Annotated in this window: 14 protein-coding genes; 11 read left to right on the top strand and 3 right to left on the bottom strand. The window is 64.5% G+C overall.

The features are described 5' to 3' along the window. Positions 1-20: 20 nt before the first annotated feature. On the bottom strand, positions 21-1004 hold the full coding sequence (gene galE, locus AC2FL1_RS13445; RefSeq protein WP_496877281.1) for a UDP-glucose 4-epimerase GalE: 984 nt from the start codon (positions 1002-1004) through the stop codon (positions 21-23). 437 nt (positions 1005-1441) lie between these two features. Here galE and galU point away from each other — a divergent pair, with 437 nt between their 5' ends. The 9 genes from galU to AC2FL1_RS13400 all read left to right on the top strand — a co-directional run bounded on the left by galU (position 1442) and on the right by AC2FL1_RS13400 (position 17496). Continuing rightward, positions 1442-2335: a UTP--glucose-1-phosphate uridylyltransferase GalU gene (gene galU, locus AC2FL1_RS13440; RefSeq protein WP_496830723.1), complete on the top strand. Its 894-nt coding sequence runs from the start codon at positions 1442-1444 to the stop codon at positions 2333-2335. A gap of 207 nt (positions 2336-2542) precedes the next feature. Continuing rightward, positions 2543-4420 carry a polysaccharide biosynthesis protein gene (locus tag AC2FL1_RS13435; protein ID WP_496830725.1) on the top strand — a complete coding sequence of 626 codons (1878 nt, stop codon included), beginning with the start codon at positions 2543-2545 and terminating at the stop codon, positions 4418-4420. A 126-nt stretch (positions 4421-4546) separates the two neighbouring features. Next, entirely contained in the window at positions 4547-6724 is a 2178-nt protein-coding gene (locus tag AC2FL1_RS13430) for a YjbH domain-containing protein (RefSeq protein WP_496877280.1), read from the top strand. Next, positions 6721-7404, top strand: coding sequence for a YjbF family lipoprotein (locus AC2FL1_RS13425; protein ID WP_496830729.1), 684 nt, complete (start codon positions 6721-6723; stop codon positions 7402-7404). The genes AC2FL1_RS13430 and AC2FL1_RS13425 overlap by 4 nt, the downstream gene beginning before the upstream one ends. Before the next feature lie 121 nt (positions 7405-7525). Further along, positions 7526-7861: a hypothetical protein gene (locus tag AC2FL1_RS13420; protein WP_496830731.1), complete on the top strand. Its 336-nt coding sequence runs from the start codon at positions 7526-7528 to the stop codon at positions 7859-7861. Positions 7862-8058: 197 nt separating this feature from the next. Then, positions 8059-9180 (top strand): GDP-mannose 4,6-dehydratase, encoded by a 1122-nt coding sequence (gmd, locus tag AC2FL1_RS13415; protein ID WP_496877279.1) that lies wholly within the window; start codon positions 8059-8061, stop codon positions 9178-9180. Positions 9181-9185: 5 nt separating this feature from the next. Next, positions 9186-10148, top strand: a complete 963-nt coding sequence (fcl, locus tag AC2FL1_RS13410) for a GDP-L-fucose synthase (protein WP_496877278.1) — start codon at positions 9186-9188, stop codon at positions 10146-10148. A 322-nt stretch (positions 10149-10470) separates the two neighbouring features. Beyond that, positions 10471-14127, top strand: a complete 3657-nt coding sequence (locus tag AC2FL1_RS13405; RefSeq protein ID WP_496877277.1) for a beta strand repeat-containing protein — start codon at positions 10471-10473, stop codon at positions 14125-14127. A gap of 306 nt (positions 14128-14433) precedes the next feature. Then, entirely contained in the window at positions 14434-17496 is a 3063-nt protein-coding gene (locus tag AC2FL1_RS13400) for a M10 family metallopeptidase C-terminal domain-containing protein (protein WP_496877276.1), read from the top strand. Between the two features lie 57 nt (positions 17497-17553). On the opposite strand, the gene AC2FL1_RS13395 is transcribed toward AC2FL1_RS13400, so the two are convergent. Then, complete coding sequence (locus tag AC2FL1_RS13395) at positions 17554-18216, bottom strand: ABC transporter ATP-binding protein (RefSeq protein WP_496830740.1); 663 nt, start codon at positions 18214-18216, stop codon at positions 17554-17556. A gap of 5 nt (positions 18217-18221) precedes the next feature. Beyond that, positions 18222-19988, bottom strand: coding sequence for a KpsE/RkpR family capsule polysaccharide export protein (locus AC2FL1_RS13390; protein ID WP_496877275.1), 1767 nt, complete (start codon positions 19986-19988; stop codon positions 18222-18224). A gap of 94 nt (positions 19989-20082) precedes the next feature. On the opposite strand from AC2FL1_RS13390, the gene AC2FL1_RS13385 reads away from it, so the two are divergent. Further along, entirely contained in the window at positions 20083-20883 is an 801-nt protein-coding gene (locus AC2FL1_RS13385; RefSeq protein ID WP_496858994.1) for an ABC transporter permease, read from the top strand. A 21-nt stretch (positions 20884-20904) separates the two neighbouring features. After that, positions 20905-21757: rhamnan synthesis F family protein (locus AC2FL1_RS13380; RefSeq protein WP_496877274.1), on the top strand; the 853-nt coding region annotated here is incomplete at its 3' end.

The raw sequence follows: 21757 nt of genomic DNA, 5'->3' as shown, positions 1-21757 counted from the left end.
GGGCAGGGCGGGTGGCCGTCCTATGCCTCGTAATGCCCGCTCTGGTGCCAGCGCCAGGCGTCCGAGATCATCGTCTGCAGATCCGAGCGGTGCGGCTGCCAGCCCAGTTCGGCGGCGGCGCGGGTGCTGCCCGAAACCAGCTTGGTGCAATCGCCCGCCCGGCGCGGGCCGGTCTCGTAGGGCACCGCGCGGTTGGTGACGGCGCGCGAGTGCTCGATCACCTCCATCACCGAAAACCCGCTGCCGGTGCCCAGGTTGAAGACCCGCGATCCCTTGCCGTCCTCGAGCCATTTCAGACCCAGAACATGGGCATCCACCAGATCGCAGACATGCACATAGTCGCGGATGCAGGTGCCGTCGGGGGTGTCGTAATCGGTGCCGAACACGGTCAGCGCGGCGCGCTTGCCCTCGATCGCGTCCAGCATCAGCGGCACCAGATGGGTCTCGGGGCGGTGGAACTCGCCCACCTCGGCCTCGGGGTCGGCACCCGCCACGTTGAAATAGCGGAAGATCACCGACCGCAGCCCATGGGCGGCGCCGAAATCGCGCAGGATATCCTCGACCGCGCGCTTGCTGGCGCCATAGGCATTGAGCGGCTGCTGCGGGGTCTCTTCGTCCAGCACCACATTGTCATGTTCGCCATAGGTGGCGCAGGTCGAGGAGAACACGAAATCCAGGCAGCCGGCGGCCACCGCCGCCTCGATCAGGGTCAGCGACCCGCCCACATTGTTGGCCCAGTAGCGGCCCGGTTCGTTCATCGCCTCGCCGACCTGGCTCAGCGCCGCGAAATGCATCACCGCGGCGGGCCGGTGTTTGGCGAAGACCTGATCCAGCCGCGCCCGGTCGGTCAGATCGCCCTGTTCGAAGGGGCCGAATTTCACCGCGTCGCGCCAGCCGGTGACCAGGTTGTCATAGGTGACCGGCGTATAGCCGGCGGCCCGGAGGGCCTTGCAGGCGTGCGACCCGATATAGCCCGCGCCGCCGGTGACCAGAATGGCCGTCATGTCCGTCATCTCCCCCTTGGGCCTGTCGCCAAAGCGCAGTGGTGTCCGATGTCCTGCCCGCCATAGCAACTGGGTCCGGGTTCTGCCAGCCGATATCCCCCGGAGGGGGCGGTCCGGGGCCCGGACAAGCCATTCCGGCCCGCCAAAAGACCCGTTCTGCTGGTGCGCCAAAGGCACAACATGCTGGTGCGCCAAAGGCACAACCCCAAGCGCGGGATCGGCGCCGGGCGAAACATCCTCGGGTTGCCGGTCATTCTCTGCTACAGCAGGCAGCAGACCGCCGCGGGGCATGGATGGCAGATTTGTGCGGAGACGCGGGCCGAACGGCGGTGGCAGGCTGGAATGACATTGATTCCGGTTCGCGCACAGGCCTATACGAAGGCGAAACCGGGTTCGCGTAACGTGGACCGGAACGGAATGATTATCGAGGGTATGTCATGACGCGAAAAGTTACCAAAGCCGTCTTTCCGGTGGCGGGGCTGGGCACCCGGTTCCTGCCGGCAACCAAATCGGTGCCCAAGGAAATCATGACCCTGGTCGACCGGCCGCTGGTCCAATATGCCATCGACGAGGCCCGCGCCGCCGGCATCAAGGAATTCATCTTCGTCACCTCGCGCGGGAAATCCGCGCTCGAGGACTATTTCGATCATTCCCCCATCCTCGAGCAGGAATTGCGCAAGAAGGGCAAGACCGAGCTGCTCGAGATCCTCAAGACCACCAACATGGACAGCGGCGCCATCGCCTATATCCGGCAGCACCGGGCGCTGGGGCTGGGCCACGCGGTCTGGTGCGCGCGCCGGCTGATCGGCGACGAGCCCTTTGTGGTGATGCTGCCCGATGACGTGATCGCCGCCGAGAAACCCTGTCTGCAACAGATGGTCGAGGCCTATGCCGAAACCGGCGGCAACATGGTGGCCGCGATGGAGGTGCCCACCGAGAAGGCCAGTTCCTACGGCATGCTGGACGTGGCCGAGGACATGGGCGCGGTGGTCTCGGTCAAGGGCATGGTGGAAAAGCCGCCGGCGGCGGAAACCCCGTCGAACCTGGCGGTGATCGGACGCTATATCCTGGCGCCTTCGGTCCTGAAGAACCTCAACAAGATCAAGTCGGGCGCCGGGGGCGAAATCCAGCTGACCGATGCCATCGCCCACGACATCGAGAACGGCAACCCGGTCTATGGCTACCGGTTCCGGGGGCAGCGATTCGATTGCGGCTCGAAGGCGGGGTTCCTGCAGGCGACCGTGGCCTTTGCCCTGGCCCGCGCCGACCTGCGCGACGACCTGCGCCAGTACCTGGTCGAGATCATGCAGAGCAGGGAAGCCGCCCAGTAAGGGCATTTCACCGAACCGCGCCTGCATGCGGGCGCCGGATTCGGGTCGGATTCGGGTTGGATTCGGGGGGCACCGCCGGCCTGTTCCGCGGCCGTCTGGCCGGGACCCGGAAAAATTCCGTATATTGCAGGTGTTGCGTCCTACCGGTTTTGAGGGGTAGGAGCAGATGGTCCTGATCGGCAGGATACAAACGGTGGAAAGCTCTATATGATCCGATTGCTTAACCGGATGACCCGCACACAGAAGGCGGCGGTTTTCATGGCGATCGACATGGCGCTGATCCCGCTGGCCCTGCTGTTCACCTATGCGGTGCAGCCGCTTGCGGCCTCGCCGCTGGAGACCCTGCGCCAGGCGGCGCCGATCCTGCCCGCGCTGATGACCATCGCCGCGGGGTTGTCGATCTGGCTGAAGCTGCCCTATATCCAGCTCAATGCCTTTGAGCATCACGCGGTCGGCCGCAGCACCGTGCTGGTGCTGGTGCTGACCGGCAGTGCGGCCGGGTTGACGGCGCTGGCGAAGATTCCGCTGCCGCCGGGAACCCATGTGATCTTTGGCGCCAGCTATTTCCTGTCCTTTCTGGCGGTGCGGGTGCTGCTCTATCAGATCGTGCTGGGGATCTATCGCCGGGCGCGACCGCGCCGGCCGGTCCTGATCTATGGTGCCGGCAGCACCGGCCTGCAACTGGCCCAGGCGCTCAAGACCCATGAACGGATCGTTCCGGCGGCCTTTGTCGATGACAATGTCTCGTTGCAGGGAATGACGCTGATGGGCCTGCCGGTCTATCCGCCCGCCCGCCTTGCCGAAGTCGCCCGCGCGCGGGGTATCCGGCGGGTGCTGCTGGCGATGCCGTCGCAGAGCCAGCCCAAGCAGGCGCAGATCGTCACCCGGTTGCAGCAGATGGGGTTCGAGGTGCAGGCGCTGCCATCCTTTGCCCAGCTGATCGGAGAGGAGCCGCTGGTCGACAAGCTGACCTCGATCCCGCCGCAGAGCTTTCTGGGACGGGCGGCGCGGGATGTGGAGCTGGCCCAGGCCAGCGCCAGCTATGCGGGGCGCAGCGTTCTGGTCAGCGGTGCGGGCGGCTCGATCGGGGCGGAACTGTGCCGCCAGATCCTGAGCTGCGGCCCGACCCGGCTGGTGCTCTACGAGCTGAGCGAGCTGGCGCTTTATACCGCGCACCAGGAAATCACCCAGCTGACCGAAGGAACCGGGATCGAGGTGGTGCCGGTGCTGGGCTCGGTCACCGACCCGCGCCTGGTGCGCAAGGTGCTGACCGAAAACAGGGTGCAGGTGGTGCTGCATGCGGCGGCCTACAAGCATGTGCCGCTGGTCGAGGCGAACCCGCTGGCGGGGCTGGCCAACAACGTGTTCGGAACCCAGACCCTGGCGCGCGAGGCGGCCGAGACCGGGGTCGAGCGGTTTATCCTGATCTCGTCGGACAAGGCGGTGCGCCCGGCCAATGTGATGGGCGCCTCCAAGCGGATGGCCGAACTGGTGGTGCAGGATCTGGCGGTCCGCCATCCGGGCACGGTGTTCGCCACGGTGCGGTTCGGCAATGTGCTGGGATCCTCGGGATCGGTGGTGCCGCTGTTTCAGGACCAGATCAGCCGGGGCGGGCCGGTCACGGTGACCGACGCCCGCGTCAAACGCTATTTCATGACCATCCGCGAGGCGGTGCAGCTGGTGCTCTGTGCCGGGGCCGAGGCCACGGGGGACGAGATCTTCGTGCTGGACATGGGAGAGCCGGTGGCGATCCTGCACCTGGCGCGACAGGTGATCCAGAGCGCGGGCTACAGCGTGCGCGACGAGGACAACCCGCAGGGCGATATCGCGATCGAATTCATCGGGCTGCGCCCCGGCGAGAAGCTGCAGGAAGAGCTGTCGCTGAACCCCGATCTGCGCCGCACCCGCTATCAGAAGATTTTCTGCGCCCAGGAGGACAAGCTGTCGGAGATCGAGGTCGCTGGCATGCTGCGCGGGCTGCGCCAGGCGATGGCGGCCAGCGATGCCGAGCTGGCCCGCGATCTGCTGGAGCGCTGGATCGACTGGGTGCCGACCCCCGCCGAGGACCTGACCGGCAAGCTCTGAGCCTGAAAGCCGGGCTTTCGGGCCGCGCCCCGGCCCGTTGTTTGGCCCGCGGCCAGCATTGCGGCTTTACGAATGCGGGGGCCGCATCGCATAAGAGATTAACAAGTTCGAGGGCAGGATTGTTTCATGCGACGCATTGCGGTGACGGGTTGGATGCTGGCCGCGGTTCTGGGGGCCGCCGCGCAGGCACAGCAGGCCGATGTCGTCATCCCCGGTGCCGTGGCGCAGGAACCGGTGTTTCGGACGCTGCCGGTCCCGACGCTGAACTTTTACGGTGTGCCGGGTGTCATCGACATGCCCTCGGCCGAGATGCTGCCCGAGGGGCAGTTCACCACCACGATCAGCTATTTCGGCAATCAGGGGCGCTATACGCTGACCTTTCAGCCGACGCCCTGGGTCTCGGCCAGCTTCCGCTACAACTCGATCGGCAACTGGAACCTGCGCGGCTTTCCCACCTATTATGACCGGGGCTTCGATGTGCGGTTCCGGCTGGCGCGGGAAACCCGGTACCGGCCCCAGATCGCGCTGGGTTTGCAGGATTTCGCGGGCACCGGCGTCTACGCGGCCGAATACCTGGTCGCCACCAAGACATTCGACACCCCGCCGCTGGGGGCCTCGCACCTGCCCGGACGGCTCAAGGTCACGGCCGGTCTCGGCTGGGGGCGGCTGGGCAGTTTCGGCTCGTTTGGCGGCTATGGAAGCCGGCCGGCCTTCACCCCCGGCAGCACCGGCGGCCAGCTGTCCTATGACCAGTGGTTCCGCGGCCCGATGGCGCTGTTCGGCGGCCTGGAATGGCAGGCCAACGACAAGTGGAGCTTCAAGCTGGAATATTCCTCGGACGATTACGTGACCGAGACCCAGACCACCTCTGTGTTCCAGAAGAAATCGCCGGTCAATTTCGGGGTGGAATGGCAGGCCAGCCCACGCACCCGGCTGGGGGCCTATTACCTTTACGGGTCGGAATTCGGCCTCAGCGCGCAGATCCAGCTGAACCCGAAACAGCCGGCGATCCCGCGCACCCTGGCGGCGCCGCAACCGATCCAGCCGCGCCCCGACCGTGCCACCAACCCCGAGGCCTGGAGCACCAGCTGGTCCGAAGGCCGCCCGGCGCCGTTGCTGCGCTCGCTGTTGCAGGCGGCACTCAAGGACGAGGGGCTGATCCTGGAAAGCCTCGAGATCGACGCCCACAGCGCCCGGCTGCGGTTCCGCAGTTCGCGCTACCGGTCTTACGCGGTGGCAGCAGGCCGGGCGGCCCGGACCATGGCCCGCATCCTGCCGCCCTCGGTCGAAACCTTTCACCTGGTGCCGGTCTCGCGCGGGATGAGCCTGTCCACGATCACCCTGCGGCGCTCGGATCTGGAGGCGCTGGAATTCGATGCCAATGCCTCGGAGGCGATGCTGGCGGTGACCGGGTTCAACTCGGCCGCGCCGGCCTCGGACAGCGCGGTCTATGGCCGCGAGCTCTATCCCGATTTCAGCTGGTCGGTGGCGCCCTATTTCGCGCCCGCCTTCTTTGACCCCGATCAGCCGCTGCGCATCGACGTGGGCGTCGATTTCGGCGCCACCTACCAGCCCGCGCCGGGCTGGGTGATCTCGGGCAAGATCCGCCAGCGGCTGGCCGGCAATACCAAGGACGGCCGCCTGTCGCCCTCGGCGCTGCCGCCGGTCCGCACCGACCAGGTGCTGTATGCGCAATATGACACGACGCTGAACAACCTCTACGTGGCGCGCTACTGGCAGCCGGGCAAGGATCTCTATGCCCGGGTGACGGCGGGCTATTTCGAATACGGCTATGGCGGTCTGTCCACCGAGGTTCTCTGGAAACCTGTCAACAGCCCGCTGGCGCTGGGGGTCGAGGCCAATTACGCGCTGAAGCGGGATTTCAACCAGCGGCTCGGCTTCCAGGATTACCGGGTCTTCACCGGCCATGCCTCGGCCTACATGGATATGGGCAACGGGTTTCACGGCCAGATCGACGTGGGCCGCTATCTGGCCGGCGATATCGGCGCCACCGTGTCGCTGGACCGGGTGTTCGCCAATGGCTGGTCGGTGGGGGGCTTCTTCACGCTCACCAATGTCTCGTCGGCCGATTTCGGCGAAGGCTCGTTCGACAAGGGCATCCGCTTCAGCATCCCGCTGGAATGGTTCCTGGGCAAGCCCAGCCGCAAGTCGCTGGGCACCACGATCCGGCCGATCCAGCGCGACGGCGGCGCCCGGGTGCATGTGCCGGGCCGGCTCTACGGTCAGGTCCGCGAGGCCCATCGCAAGGCGCTGACCGACGAATGGGCGGGGTTCTGGGAATGACGGATATGAGACGCAAGGGGCTGATCCTGGGGCTGCTGGCGGTGCTGACGGGCTGTGCCTCGGGCACCGAAGAGGTGCCGTTGCAGGTCGAGATCGCCAAGAATACCCGCGACATCATCAAGGCCCGCCGCGCCGGTCCGGCCGAACTGCCGCCGGTGACCCGGGCCGAGCTGGACGCGTTGACCGCCCCGGCGCTCGAGGCGCGGGTCGAGCGGCTCGACATGGCGGCCTATCTCTATGTCTCGGCCGAGCGCGACGAGGGGCCGGCCGGCCATGTCCAGGTCTGGCGCACCGGCGACAATGTCTCGCTGACGATGCGCAACGGCGTGCTGGTGGCGACCCGCGGGATTGGCGGCGATATCCTGTCCAGCACGGTGCAGGTGAGCGGATCCTTGCCGGGCCCGTCCGAGGGCGGGCCGCAGCTGCAGATGATCCGGACCGGCGATATCGAGGAGCGCCGCATGACGCTGGCCTGCGATCTGGCCGATCGGGGACCGGCCCAGATCGAGATCGTCGGCCGGCGCCATTCCACCCGGCTTATCGAGCAGTACTGCGTTGGAGATACAGGAGAAATCACCAATTCCTACTGGATCGACACCGGCGCGGGCGTGGTCTGGCAATCACGGCAATGGGCGGGTCCGGAGATCGGCTATATGCGGTTTCGCCTGCTGCGAAAATGAACGTACGGGGCAAAACTGGAAAAAAGTGTCCCATCTCAGGGGTCTCTAGGTGCATGGCACGTTGAAAAGAGATATGATTCGGTCTACAACCCAGTCAAGTTCAGCCAAAAGGGGTTTGATTATGAAGAAAACGATTACCGCGCTTGCCGCTCTCGCAGTTATGACGCCCGCGGTTGTGTCGGCTGCAGCCATCGATGATGCACGTGACGCCAACATCTGCGACGTGACCCGCGCCGAGTACCTGGAAGACGGTCGTCTGAAGGTCTGGTGCGTTCCCGGCACCGTGAACCCCGCCTATGCAGGCGCGGTCAGCGGCGGTACCGCAGCTGGCGGTCTGGTCGGCGGCACCATCAGCGCAGGGGCAGCAGCTGGTATTCTGGCCGCTGTTGTGGTTGTCGCGGCCGTTGCCGGCGACGACAGCTCGACCACCACGACCACGACCGGCAGCGGCAGCTGATCCGGACGGCCTTTCGGCCGACCATGGTCCATGTAATCTGAGGCAGGCCCCTTTGCGGGCCTGTTTTCGTGTCTGCGCCCCGGCCCCTGCGCTCCGGGGGACGCCTTGCCGGGTGGAGGGTCGCTTGCAAATCCCCTGCCTGGACCGGTATCACCGACAGACAAATGCCCGCGGGCACAGCAGGAGAACCTGAACGCATGTCGAAAACCGCGCTGATCACCGGGGTCACCGGGCAGGATGGATCCTATCTGGCCGAATTCCTGCTGGAAAAGGGCTATGAGGTGCACGGGATCAAGCGCCGCTCGTCGCTGTTCAACACCCAGCGGATCGACCATATCTACGAGGATCCGCATACCGACCATGCCCGGTTCCGGCTGCATTACGGCGATCTGACCGACAGTTCCAACCTGACCCGGATCCTGTCCGAGGTGCAGCCCGACGAGGTCTATAACCTGGGCGCCCAATCCCATGTGGCGGTTAGCTTCGAGGCCCCCGAATATACCGCCGATGTCGATGCCATGGGCACGCTGCGCCTGCTCGAGGCGATCCGCTTTCTGGGGCTGGAGAAGCAGACCCGGTTCTATCAGGCCTCGACCTCGGAGCTTTACGGGCAGGTGGCAGAGACGCCCCAGCGCGAGACCACCCCGTTCCATCCGCGCTCGCCCTATGCGGTGGCCAAGCTGTATGCCTATTGGATCACGGTGAACTATCGCGAGGCTTACGGCATGTATGCCTGCAACGGCATCCTGTTCAACCACGAGAGCCCGCGCCGCGGCGAGACCTTCGTCACCCGCAAGATCACCCGTGGCCTGGCCAATATCGCCCAAGGGCTCGAAGAGTGTCTCTATATGGGCAATATCGACAGCCTGCGCGACTGGGGCCATGCCAAGGATTACGTGCGCATGCAGTGGATGATGCTGCAGCAGGAGGTTCCGCAGGATTTCGTGATCGCCACCGGCGTGCAATATTCGGTGCGCGAGTTCATCGCCTGGTCGGCGGCCGAGCTGGGCGTCACGCTTGCCTTCTCGGGTGACGGCGTGGACGAGATCGCCACCGTGACCGCCATCGCGGGCGACATGGCGCCGGCGCTGAAACCGGGCGACGTGATCATGCGCATCGACCCGCGCTATTTCCGCCCCGCCGAGGTCGACACGCTGCTGGGCGACCCGTCCAAGGCCAAGCGCGAACTGGGCTGGGAACCGGAGATCACGGTGCAGCAGATGTGCGCCGAGATGGTGGCCGAGGATCTGAAGACCGCGCGCCGTCACGCCCTACTCAAGGCGCATGGCATGGATGTGCCGGTCTCGGTCGAGGGGTGAGCGCGATGAAGATCTATGTGGCGGGCCATCGCGGCATGGTCGGCAGCGCCATCCTGCGCCGGTTGCAGGCGCGGCAGGCGGCGGGCGAAGCGCTGGAGCTGATCACCCGCAGCCATGCGGAACTGGACCTGACCGACCAGGCGGCAGTGCGCGATTTCATGGCCACCGAACGTCCCGACCAGGTGATCCTGGCGGCGGCCAGGGTGGGGGGCATCCATGCCAACAACACCTATCCGGCGCAGTTCATCTATGAGAACCTGATGATCGAATGCAACGTGATCCACCAGGCCTTTGCCGCCGGGGTCACGCGGCTGTTGCAACTGGGGTCAAGCTGCATCTATCCGCGCGCAGCCGCCCAGCCGATGGCTGAAAGCGCGCTCTTGACCGGCCCGCTGGAACCCACCAACGAACCCTATGCCATCGCCAAGATCGCCGGCATCAAGCTGTGTGAGAGCTACAACCGGCAATACGGGGTCGATTACCGCTCGGTGATGCCGACCAACCTTTATGGGCCGGGCGACAATTTCCACCCCGAGAATTCCCATGTGCTGCCCGCCCTGATCCGGCGGTTCCACCAGGCGGTGCGGGAAGGTGCCGACGAGGTGGTGATCTGGGGCAGCGGCACGCCCATGCGCGAATTCCTGCATGTGGATGACATGGCGGCGGCGTCGCTTTTTGTCATGGATCTGGAACGCGCGGTCTATGACCGCGAGACCGAGCCGATGCTGAGCCATATCAACGTGGGGTCGGGCGTCGATCTGAGCATCCGCGCGCTGGCCGAGCTTGTTGCCCGGGTGACCGGCTTTGCGGGGCGGCTGGTCTTTGACGCCAGCAAACCGGACGGAACCCCGCGCAAGCTGATGGATGTCAGCCGCCTGGCCCGGCTGGGCTGGCAGGCCTCGATCCCGCTGGAGCAGGGGGTCGAGAGCACCTATGCCTGGTTCCTCGGGCATGTGCCGCAGGACTGACAGATAATCCGTTTTATGTAAAACAACCTGCCTGCCGGATGTGCAGGCGGGTTTCCCGCCCTTGATGTGACGCAGGTTACAGACGAAGTCGGCACCCCTCCCTACGCTCGCGCATGGACGCATACGCTGGCGGGTCCCGGACGCGTTTCCTGGCCGCCGGAGCGGGAAAAGATGGGTCGGAGATACCTTTTTTCCCTTCCCGGCACGGGCAGGCGGACAAAGCACGTGACACGCGTGTGCCGAAGGGTAGACTCGCCGGTATAGTTTAAACGCAAAATCAGTCAGCCATTTCCCATGCGCGGACTTTCAGAGGGAGCATTCCATGACCATTCTCAATCAGGGCGATGTCGCCGTTGTTGGCTGGCAACCCGATACGGTTGACGCCTTCAGCGTTGTCTTGCTGGTCGATGTGGATACCAACCATCCGATCATCTTCACCGAGCAGAGCTGGACCGACGGCAACAATTTCGCCACCGGCGAGGGCGAGATTTCCTGGACCCCGCCCAGCAACCTGACCGCCGGAACCATCGTCACCTTTTCCGAGACCGGGTCCGAGGGCGTGATGAACGTCTATGTCAACGGTGTCTCCAGCGGCACCGTGAACGCAACCCAGGTCGGGATCGGCGGCAATTTCTGGTCCACTGCCAGCGGTGGCGACCAGCTCTTTGTGCTGCAAGGCTCGATCGCCTCACCCACCCTGATCTGGGGCACGGATTTCGACGACAGTGCTCCTGAAGGCGCCTGGTCGGGCATTCCGGCCGGGACCTCGGGCACCAATTCGACGCAGCCGCTCAATTCCGATCTGAACACGGCCTTTTCACCGGCTTACATCGAACTCGGCGGCGGCACAAACGGCAACCTCTATTACAGCGGGACCACCACCGGCACCAAGGCCGAGTTGCAGACGGCGATCGCCAATGCCGCGAACTGGACCGCCCAATCCACCCCCTTTACCTCGACAGCGGGCGCCGACCCCTTCACCTCGCTCAGCGCCATGACGGTGCAGGCGCCGGGCGCCGCGCCGACGGTGGACACCAATACCGGCTCGTCGCTGAACGAGGGCGCGGTGGATGTCATCACCTCGACCGAGCTGGACACCAACGATGCCGACACCACGGATGTCAATCTGACCTACACGATCACCACCAACTCGGTCTCCAATGGCACGCTCTGGCGGGATTTCAATTTCAACAACGTGGTCGATGCTGGTGAAAGCGCCCTTGGTGTCGGCGGCACCTTTACCCAGAACGAAATCAACAGCGGCACCATAAGATACCAGCACAATGACGGTGAGACCACTTCGGACAGCTTCGGCTTCCAGGTGTCGGACGGCACCACCCCGGTCACCGGCCAGACCTTCACCTTTACCATCACCCCGGTCAACGACCTGCCGGTGATCACCGGGTTTCAGGGCGATGTCTCGGCCTATAACGAGCTGTTCGGCGGCCCGGTTCCGATCGAATCCGGGACCGATGTTTCGGTCACCGACCCCGATCATGCCAATTTCAACGGCGGCAGCCTGACCGTCTCGATCACCGGCGCGCTGAGCGAGGATCAGCTGTCGGTCAACAATGGCGGTGCCACGGGCATCGGCGTTGCCGGCGTTGGCGTGTTCTACAACAGCGTCCAGTTCGGCACCGTCAGTGGCGGCACCAACGGGGCGAACCTGGTGATCACCTTCACCTCGGCCCTCGCGACACCGGCGGTGATCGAAGAGCTGATCGAGGCGCTGCGCTATGACAATTCCAGCGATGACAACCCGACCGGCGGGGCCCGTTCGATCAATATCGTGCTCAATGACGGCGCGGGCAATTCGGCGACCTCGACGGCGACGGTGAATGTCACCGCGGTGAACGACAACCCCGGCATCTCGGGCCTGCCCACCGACGTCACCGTCACCGAGGACACCGCCGGCAATATCGACCTGTCCTCGGTCACCCTGACCGATCCGGACAGCGACCCGATCACCGTCACCCTGAGCGTGGACGCGGGCACCTTCTCGACCCCGGCGGACGGGGCGGGCGTGGGCAGCGGAGTCACCGAGACGCTGGTCAATGCCACCACCATCACGCTGGTGGGTTCGGCGGCGGATATCACCACCTATCTCGATACCGCCTCGAACATCCAGTATACCGGCGCGCTGAATGCCAATGGCGACGATGCCGCTACTCTGAGCATCACCGCCAATGATGGCGATGGGTCGGGCGATGTCAGCCTGGGCTCGGTCAATATCGACATCACCGCGGTCGACGATCCGGCGGTTGCGGTGGATGACGCGGTCTCGGTCAACGAGACGGCAACGCTCAACGGCGATGTGTTTGCGGCCAACCCGACAACCGCGGATTCGGATGCGGACAGCGATCCGTTCAGCGTCACCGAGGTGAATGGCAATGCCGCCAGTGTCGGCACCCAGATCACGCTGGCCTCGGGCGCGCTGCTGACGCTGAACGCCAACGGCACCTTCTCTTACAACACCAACGGCGCCTTTGACGGCATGGCCCTGGGTGCCACCGACACCGATACCTTTAGCTATACCATCACCGGCGGCGATACCGCGACGGTGACCGTCACGATCAACGGCGAGGATGGCGACGAGGTGTTTGACGGCACCGCCGAGACCGGCAATTTCAACGGCGGCCCGCTGGGCCACGATACGGTGACCTATATCACCTCGGCCAGCGGTGTGGTCGCGGACATGAACAATCCGGCCAACAATACCGGCGATGCGGTGGGCGATAGCTATACCGATATCGAACAGCTGGACGGCAGCAACCAGAACGACACGCTGACCGGCACCAGCGGCGACGACATCCTGGAAGGCTGGGACGGCAATGACCGGATGATCGGCCTGGGCGGCAATGACTTCTACTATGTCGACAACCCGCTGGACGAGATCGTCGAGACCGCGGGCAACGGCACGATGGACCGGGTGTCGGTGCATATGAACGGCAGCTATACGCTGGCGGCCGGGGTCGATATCGAACTGATGACCACCGCCAATTCGGCGGGTACCACGGCCATGGACCTGATTGGCAACGAGGTGGCCCAGACCATCGTCGGCAATGACGGCGTCAACACGCTGGGCGATGGCGGCGGGGCGGGCGCGGATATCCTGCACGGCCGGGGCGGCGACGATACCTACCGGGTCTACAATGCCGGCACGCAGGTCTTTGAATCCTCGTCACAGGGGGCCAATGACCGGCTTGGCGCCGGGGTCGATTACGTGCTGGCCGACGGGGTGTTCATCGAACTGCTGACCACCACCTCGCGCAATGCGACCTATAGCCGGGACATCGAGGGCAACACGTCGAAACAGACGATTGTCGGCAATGACGGCAAGAACGTGCTGGGCGATGGCGGCGGGTCGGTGGCCAATGGCGACACCCTGATCGGCGGCGATGGCAACGATGTCTATGTGGTGCGCAGCGCCGGCACCACGGTTGTCGAGGCCGTGGGCGAAGGCACGTTCGACCGGGTCTCGACCAGCAAGGACTTTACCCTGTCGGCGGGGTCCGAGGTCGAGAGCATCAACACCACCTCGCGGTTCGGAACCAATGCGATCGACCTGACCGGCAACGAGCTGGCACAATGGTTGCAGGGCAATGGCGGCGCCAACCGGCTGGACGGCAAGGAAGGCACCGACGAGATGTCGGGCGAAGGCGGCAGTGACACCTTCGTGTTCTCGACCGCGCTGGGGGCCGGCAATATCGACACCATCCGCGATTACAGCGTCGTGGACGACCAGATCGAACTGGCGTCGGCGATCTTCACGGGCCTGTCCGCTGGCACGCTGGGCGCCAACGCCTTTGTCGCCAATACCTCGGGCACGGCGCAGGCCGCCGACCACCGGATCATCTATGATACCGACAGCGGCGCGCTGTTCTTCGACGCGGATGGCAATGGGGCCGGGGCGGCGCAGCAATTCGCCATCCTCACCACGGGCCTGTCGCTCACGAACGCGGATTTCGACATCGTCTGAGCCACCCAAAACAACCAGCGGCGCCAGACACATATGGCGCCGCTGCCACAAAATAGTTCCGAAATAGTTAACAAATTTTGCTATAGTCGCAGGACGTTATAGCGGCGCACCAATCTTGAGCTCCCCTCTCCCAGTATTTTCCGGAGGGGGATTTTGTAGTCAGGTGATTTCTTGCGCGGGCCTTGGCCGCCGCCATCACGCTTGGATGACCTCTCTTCCAGGGGTCTTGGCCGAGTTCATTGATCCGGGCTGTCCTGCGCGCATCCGCATGGGCCGTTTCGAAGAGAAATTTGAAAGGAACCGCACATGTGCGCCAATGTCGTCGCTTCGGGAACCTCAACCGACGAGTTCGACTCCTGGCTGGCGTCATTCAAATGGGCCGATTCCCACCTCACCTTCGCCTTTCCCGATGCAGCCTCCTATTATGGCTATACCGTTGGAACCGCAGGCCCTTTCCAGGCGTTCAACGACGTTCAGAAAGCCGCCGCCCGCATGATCTTTGCCGAGGTGGCAAGTTTCACCACCCTGACATTCAGCGAGTTGCCCGGTGACGGAACCGGGGACAAAGCCGTGTTTGCACTGCATTCCGAAGTGGGAAATTTCGGTGCCTTCGCAGGCCTACCCGGGACCAGCGAGTATAACGGAGATACAGTTTACGCCTCTCCCGAGGTGGACAACCCGATCAGCGGCAACGAGGCCTATCTTTATATCCTGCACGAGCTTGGACATGCTTTCGGGCTGGAGCACGGTCATGAATTTCCCGCCTTCAAGGCGTTTGGCCTCGATTCCCAGAACTACACGACCGTAACCTATACCGACTTCTTCGAGGACACTCAGGGGACATTCGACGGCGGGCCCATCGATTGGGCGCAAACCTTTCCCATCCTCGATATCGCGGCCCTTCAGTTTTTGTACGGGGCCAATTACGCCACCACGGGCGAGGTCTGGAGCGGCAATTCCACCTATACCTTCGACACGACAACCGGAGAGATGTCCATCAACGGCACCGGGCAGGGTGCGCCCGCCGGCAACCGGATCTTTCGAACCATCTGGGACGGCGATGGCGAAGACACCTATGATCTGAGCAATTACACCACAAACCTGAAGATCGACCTGGCGCCCGGTGAATTCTCGATTTTCGACGATGCGCAGCTTGCCGATCTGAATGGCAAGACCGGTGCCCGGGTGCCCGCGGATTTCAACGTCGCCAATGCCCGGCTGTTCGAAAACGACACCCGGTCACTGATCGAACATGCCAAGGGCGGAACCGGCAATGACCGGATCGTGGGCAACCAGGCCGCCAACCGGATCGAAAGCGGCGCGGGCGACGATACCGTCCTGGGCGCCGGGGGCAACGACACCCTGCTGGGCGGGGAGGATGCGGATCTGCTGCTGGGTGACGGCAATTTCGACATGGTCCGGCTCAACTACGGCCTCCCGACCGACCAAAGCGTTTCGGTGGCGGGTTTTGCCATGCCGGCGGGCGATCTGACGGTCGATTGGCTGTTCCGATCCGATGCGCATCCTTTCAGCGGGCGCTTCCAGAGTTTTCTGTCCTATGCCGTCCCGGGGTCGTTCAATGAACTCCTTGTCGGGCTTGGCACCGATGGCGAGATCGAGCTCTACTACAACGACCAGTTTGTCGACACCGGCGTCGATGGCAGGGGCCTGTTCGACGGCGACCTGCACCGGATGGCCCTTGTGGTCGACGCCGATGCGAGCAGTACGGTGACCCTTTATGTCGATGGTGTCGTCCTGGCCAGCACGACCTTTCCCACAGGGGCTGTGACCACGGGCGGAACGCTGGTGTTCGGGCAGGATCAGGATACCTTGGGCGGCGGGTTCGACGGCGCGCAATCCCTGACCGGCAGATTGGGCGATATCCGGGTTTTCGATGTCGCCCGCACTGCCGACGAGATCAAGGCGGACGCGTTTACCGAGGTCAGCGCCGCCGCGGTGCCCAATCTCAAGGCGCATTGGTCGGTCGACGCGGCAAACAGCCAGTTCGTCAATCTGGTGTCCCCCGGAACCCCGGTTCTTGTCACAGCGGGGGCCGTTGAGTTCATTGCCGACGGCACCGGCGGGAATGACGAGATCGCCGGAAACGACGGCAATGACACGTTGCGGGGCGGTGTCGGCGACGACACGCTCGACGGCGGCAATGGCAACGACACCCTGGACGGAGGTTCGGGCAATGACACGCTTACCGGGGGGCTGGGCGGCGATGTCATGGAAGGCGGAACCGGCAACGACTATTACTACGTCGACAATGTCGGCGACGTGATAACGGAAACATCCGGCCAGGGGACGGGGGATCATGTCGCCGTGCGCCGCCTGTCCAGCTTCGAGCTCACGGCCGGGACGGATATCGAAATTCTCTCGACCACCAATTCCGGCGGCAGTACCGCCATCTCCCTTTTCGGCAATGAACTGTCGCAGACCATCGTCGGCAATGACGGCGCCAACACGCTGGGCGATGGCGGCGGCGCGGGCGCGGATATCCTGCATGGCCGGGGCGGCAACGATATCTACCGGGTCTACAATGCCGGCACGCAGGTCTTTGAATCCTCGACCCAGGGGGCCAATGACCGGCTTGCGGCCGGGGTCGATTACGTGCTGGCCGACGGGGTGTTCATCGAGCTGCTGACCACCACCTCGCGCTTTGCAACCTATAGCCGCAACATCGAGGGCAACACCTCGCAACAGACGGTCATCGGCAATGACGGCAAGAACTATCTCGGCGATGGCGGCGGCTCCGTTGCAAACGGTGACACCCTGATCGGCGGTCGGGGCAACGATGTCTATATCGTGCGCAATACCGGCACCACGGTTGTCGAGGCCGCGGGCGAAGGCACGTTCGACCGTGTCTCGACCAGCAAGGACTTTACCCTGGCGGCGGGGTCCGAGGTCGAGAGCATCAACACCACCTCGCGCCTTGGCACCTCGAACCTGGCCCTCACCGGCAACGAACTGGGCCAGTGGATCCAGGGCAATGGCGGCAACAACCGGATCGACGGCAAGGAGGGCACCGACGAGATGTCGGGCGAAGGCGGCAACGACACCTTCGTGTTCTCGACCGCGCTGGGGGCCGGCAATATCGACACCATCCGCGATTACAGCGTCGTGGACGACCAGATCGAACTGTCGGTGGCGATCTTCGACACCCTGTCGGCGGGTGCGCTGGCGGCCAACGCCTTTTTCGCCGATACCTCGGGCACGGCGCAGACCGCCGATCACCGGATCATCTATGACACCGATGATGGCGGGCTGTTCTACGACGCCGATGGCAATGGTGCCGGGGCGGCGCAGCAATTCGCCACCCTCAGCACCGGGCTTGCGCTGACCAATAGCGATTTCGACCTGGTGTGATCCGCCCGGACCCGGCGCCGCTTTGCGCCATGCCCCCTCCCCCGCTCGCGGATGGGGTCAGCCGATGCGCATGTTCCGGTCATGCACGCTGATCGCCTCGTCGAGATCGTCGTAATAGGTCAGCCGGCCGTTTTCCAGCACCGCCCCCGCGTCGCAGACCCGCCGCACCGAGGCCATGGAATGGGACACGAACAGGGCGCCGCTGCTGTTGAGCCGGTTCATGAACAGGGCTTCGCTCTTGCGCTTGAAGGCGGCATCGCCCACGGCGGTGACCTCGTCGACCAGATAGATGTCGAAATGGATGCCCATCGAACAGGCAAAGCCCAGGCGCGAGCGCATGCCGGATGAATAGGTATGGACCGGCTGGTGAAAATGCGCGCCCAACCCGGCGAAATCCTCGACAAAGGCCAGCAGTTCGCCGGTATCCACCCCATAGACCCGGGCCAGGAACTTGGCATTCTGCGCCCCGGTCAGGTCGCGGTGAAAGCTGCCGGAAAACCCCACCGGCCAGGACACGGTGCCCAGGGTGACGATACGGCCCGAATCCGGCTGGATCGCCCCGGCGATCATGTTCAGCAGGCTCGACTTGCCGGCGCCGTTGCGGCCCAGCAGGGCGATGGAGCGCCCCTTGGGCACCTCGAGGGTGATGTCGTCCGCGATCACCTTGCGCGCGCCCTTGAGGACGAAGGTTTTCGAGACATGCTCCAGTCGCAGGGTCATGACGGTTACCGGCGGTCCCGCAGGCTGTAGAAGACGAGGCTGAGGATGGCCCAGATGCCGAACATGACCAGGGCGGTCAGCAGGAGCAGGATTTCGCGCCGCGGATATTGCGGGGTCTGCGCCAGGGTCGGGCGGACATAGGCGGCCAGATAGCGGCTCTGCCGGCGGGCTTCGGCGACGGCGGAGTCATAGGCCGACAGGGCCGAGACATAGGCTTCCTCGGCGAATTGCCGGTCCACCTGAAGGCTTTCGAACGTGCCCACCAGATCGGCAAAGACGCCGGTGTCGCCATGCTGGCCGCTCACGCCCAGCTTGCGGCGTTCCTCGCCGATGCGTTTCTCGATCACCTCGATCTTCAGCTTCGCCTGTTCCAGCCGCGGGTCGTTGGCCCGGGCGGTTTCGCGCAGCAGATCCTGTTCGATCAGGGTTTCGGCCAGCTGTGCCTGCAACGAATTCAGCAGGCCCATCTGCCCCTGGATATCGGCGCCGGGATCGACGATCTGGGTCTCGTTGCGAAACACGGTCAGCGCCCGGCGCGCCTCTTTCAGCCGCTCGATGGCCAGGTCCAGCTCTTCCTTGGCATAGCGGGTCAGGTCGGCGCGGGCGATCGCGGACAGCTCGTTGATCATGTCGCCGGAATAGCGAAAGATCGATTCCGAGATCGCCTTGGCATCGGCGGCCTCGAAGGCGCGGGTCTCGACCTCCATCAGGCCGGTCCCCGGATCGTAGAGAATGCGGACCATCCGGGTCCAGTACTCCACCAGCTCCTCGATCGAGGCGTCTTCGGTCAGGGTGAAGATCGGGTCATATTCCGGTTTGCGATAGAGGCTGCGCAGATCCAGCTCCCTGTCCACCGCCTGCACCAGTTCCTGGCTCTGGATGAACTGATAGAGCACATCGGTATCGGTGGAGCTGGCCCCCGACAGGTTGCGCAGCCCGCCCAGCACCTCGAGCGCGGAGCCGCTTTCCTCCTGCCGCACCGTGAAGGCCACGGTCGAGGCATATTGGTCGGCGGCATGGGTATAAAGGTAATAGCCCGCCACCAGCGTCGGCGCGACCACCGCCAGCAGGAAGCTGAACACCAGCATCCAGTGCCGCGCCTTCATGCTGGCGGGCTGGGCGGCGGGGGCCACCTCGATCACGGTGGGCGATGTACCGGTATCCCGCGGCCGGGCCGCGGGGGCGGCTTCGGGGGCCTGGTCGACGACGCTGTCGGTGACATCGGTCAGCTCGACATCGGTCATTTCGAACCATTGCTGGTGCTCTTCGTTGCGCACGAAGACCCGCAGATAGATCTTCTCGACCGTGGCATCGCCCAGGGTGACGTAATCCTCGACCTGGGTGAAGGTTGTGGTCAGCCGGCTCAGCCCGGATTCGTGCGACTGCAACCGTCCCACGTCGTTGCGGCTGGCGATCTGATAGCGGACGCGGATGCCGGTCCGGCTGGCCCGGGCCATGAAGCGGACCCGGAACCGGCGATGCCGCAGCCCCGGAGCCGGGATCGCCTCGCTATAGACCCCGCCGCTGCCCTCCTCGCCAAAGGTGATGCGCAGCGCGCTGGACGAGGTGGGTTCCGACTGGTCGTGATTGCGCCGGGTGACAGTGGCGCCCAGGCTGCCTAGCCAGAGGGTACGGTCCTCGCAACCCGGATCGCTGAGGAGATTGTCCTGAGAGCCGGTATCGGCCTCGCCCCGCGTTTCCGCATCGTCCGATGCGGTCTCGTCAGAGGGGGAAGTCGGGTTCGGGTTCGCAGATGACGGTGTGTCGGCCACGTCTATTCCGTTCTTTCAATTATCTAACAAAATCCTTATCTTGCTTTACCGACAAAGGCCATCCTGATCCAGAGTTATTGAAAGCATCCCAACCATGGCATTTCCCGCGGCGCAACAGCCAGGACCCCGCCGTTTTCGCACGTTCCGGAGCATCTCCGCGCTGGTTCTGCGGGAAATGAGCACCTCTTACGGGACCTCGCCGGGGGGGTATATCTGGGCGATTCTGGAACCGGTCGCGGGCGTCGCCCTGCTCAGCATCGTGTTCAACCTGATCCTGCGCAGTCCCAGCCTGGGTACGAACTTTCCCTATTTCTACGCGACCGGCCTGCTGCCGTTCCTGTTCTACATGTCGATCAGCGGTCAGATCGCCGCCTCGATCAGCTATTCCCGGCCGTTCCTGTCCTATCCGGCGGTCACCTTCATGGATGCGCTGCTGGCCCGGTTCCTGCTCAATGCGCTGACCCAGTTCCTGGTCATGGTGATCGTGATGACGGGCATCATCTGGATCTTCGACCTGAACCCGATTCTGAACTGGCCGGCCATCATGCTGGCGATCGGAATGCTGGTTTCGCTTACCCTGTCGGTGGGCGTGATGAACTGTTACCTGTCCACCCGCTTTCCGGTCTGGGCCCGGATCTGGGCGGTCGGCAACCGCCCGATGTTCATCCTGGCCGGGGTCATCTTCATCCCCGAGAACGTGCCGGCCCGGTTTCGCGACCTGTTCATGCTGAACCCGCTGCCCCATATCACCAGCCAGATGCGCAAGGGGTTCTTCGCGACCTATGACGCGGTCTATGTCAGCCCGCTCTATGTCTTTGTCATCTCCCTGGTGCTGGGCATCTTCGGATTGCTGTTCCTGACCCGGCACCACAAGGACATCCTGCTGATGCGCTAGGCCGGAGAGGAAGGCCTGACGATGGATCACCCCCTGCCCCGCCGTCTGCGCATCCTGGGCCGGTTTCTCTGGCCGGATGCCGAGACCCGCGCCTATGTCCGGCTGCTGCGGCGAAGCGCGTATTTCGACCGGGCCTTCTATCTGGCCTCGAACCCGCGCCTGCGCTGGCTGTTCCGGCTGGCGCCCGAGCGCCATTACGCGCTGTTCGGCGAGGCGCTGGGGCTGAGCCCGGCGGCGGAGTTCTCGCCGCGGGCCTATCTGTTCCACAATCCCGATCTCGACCCGGCCCGCACCCGGGCCCTGCTGCATTACCTCGGGACCGGGCAGGCCGAGAACCGGACCGCCCTGCTGCCGCCGGGCGGCGGAGAGAGCGACGGGGTGACCCTGCCCCGGATCGGCCCCGGGGATGCGCCGCAACCGGGGGCGGATCACGCGGTGGTTCTGCATCTCTATTACCCTGAGATGTGGGGTGATTTCGCCCGGGCGCTGGCCGGGCAGCACTTTGACTTCGATCTCTACGTCACGCTTTGTGGCCCGGCCGGGGCGGATGAAACCCTGCGGGCGCGGATCCGCGCGGCGTTTCCCCGGGCGCGGATATGGGTGTTTCCCAATCGCGGGCGCGACATCCTGCCCTTCGTGCATCTGGTCAATTCCGGCCTGCTCGCCCGCTATCGGGCGGTGTGCAAGCTGCATGGCAAGAAATCGCCGCACCGGGCCGATGGCGATCCCTGGCGCAGGACCCTGGTGGCGGGCGTGCTGGGAGACCCGGAGGTGATCCGGCGGCGTTTGCGGGCGTTTCTGGACCGGGACGACCTGGCGCTCTGGGTTGCCGATGGCCAGCTTTGCCGCGGGACCGACTGGTGGGGCGCGAACC

The sequence above is a fragment of the Ruegeria sp. YKSF070 genome (genome assembly GCF_059612725.1).
Note: the sequence above shows the minus strand (reverse complement) of the source record. Positions and strands in the feature narration are given on the sequence as shown.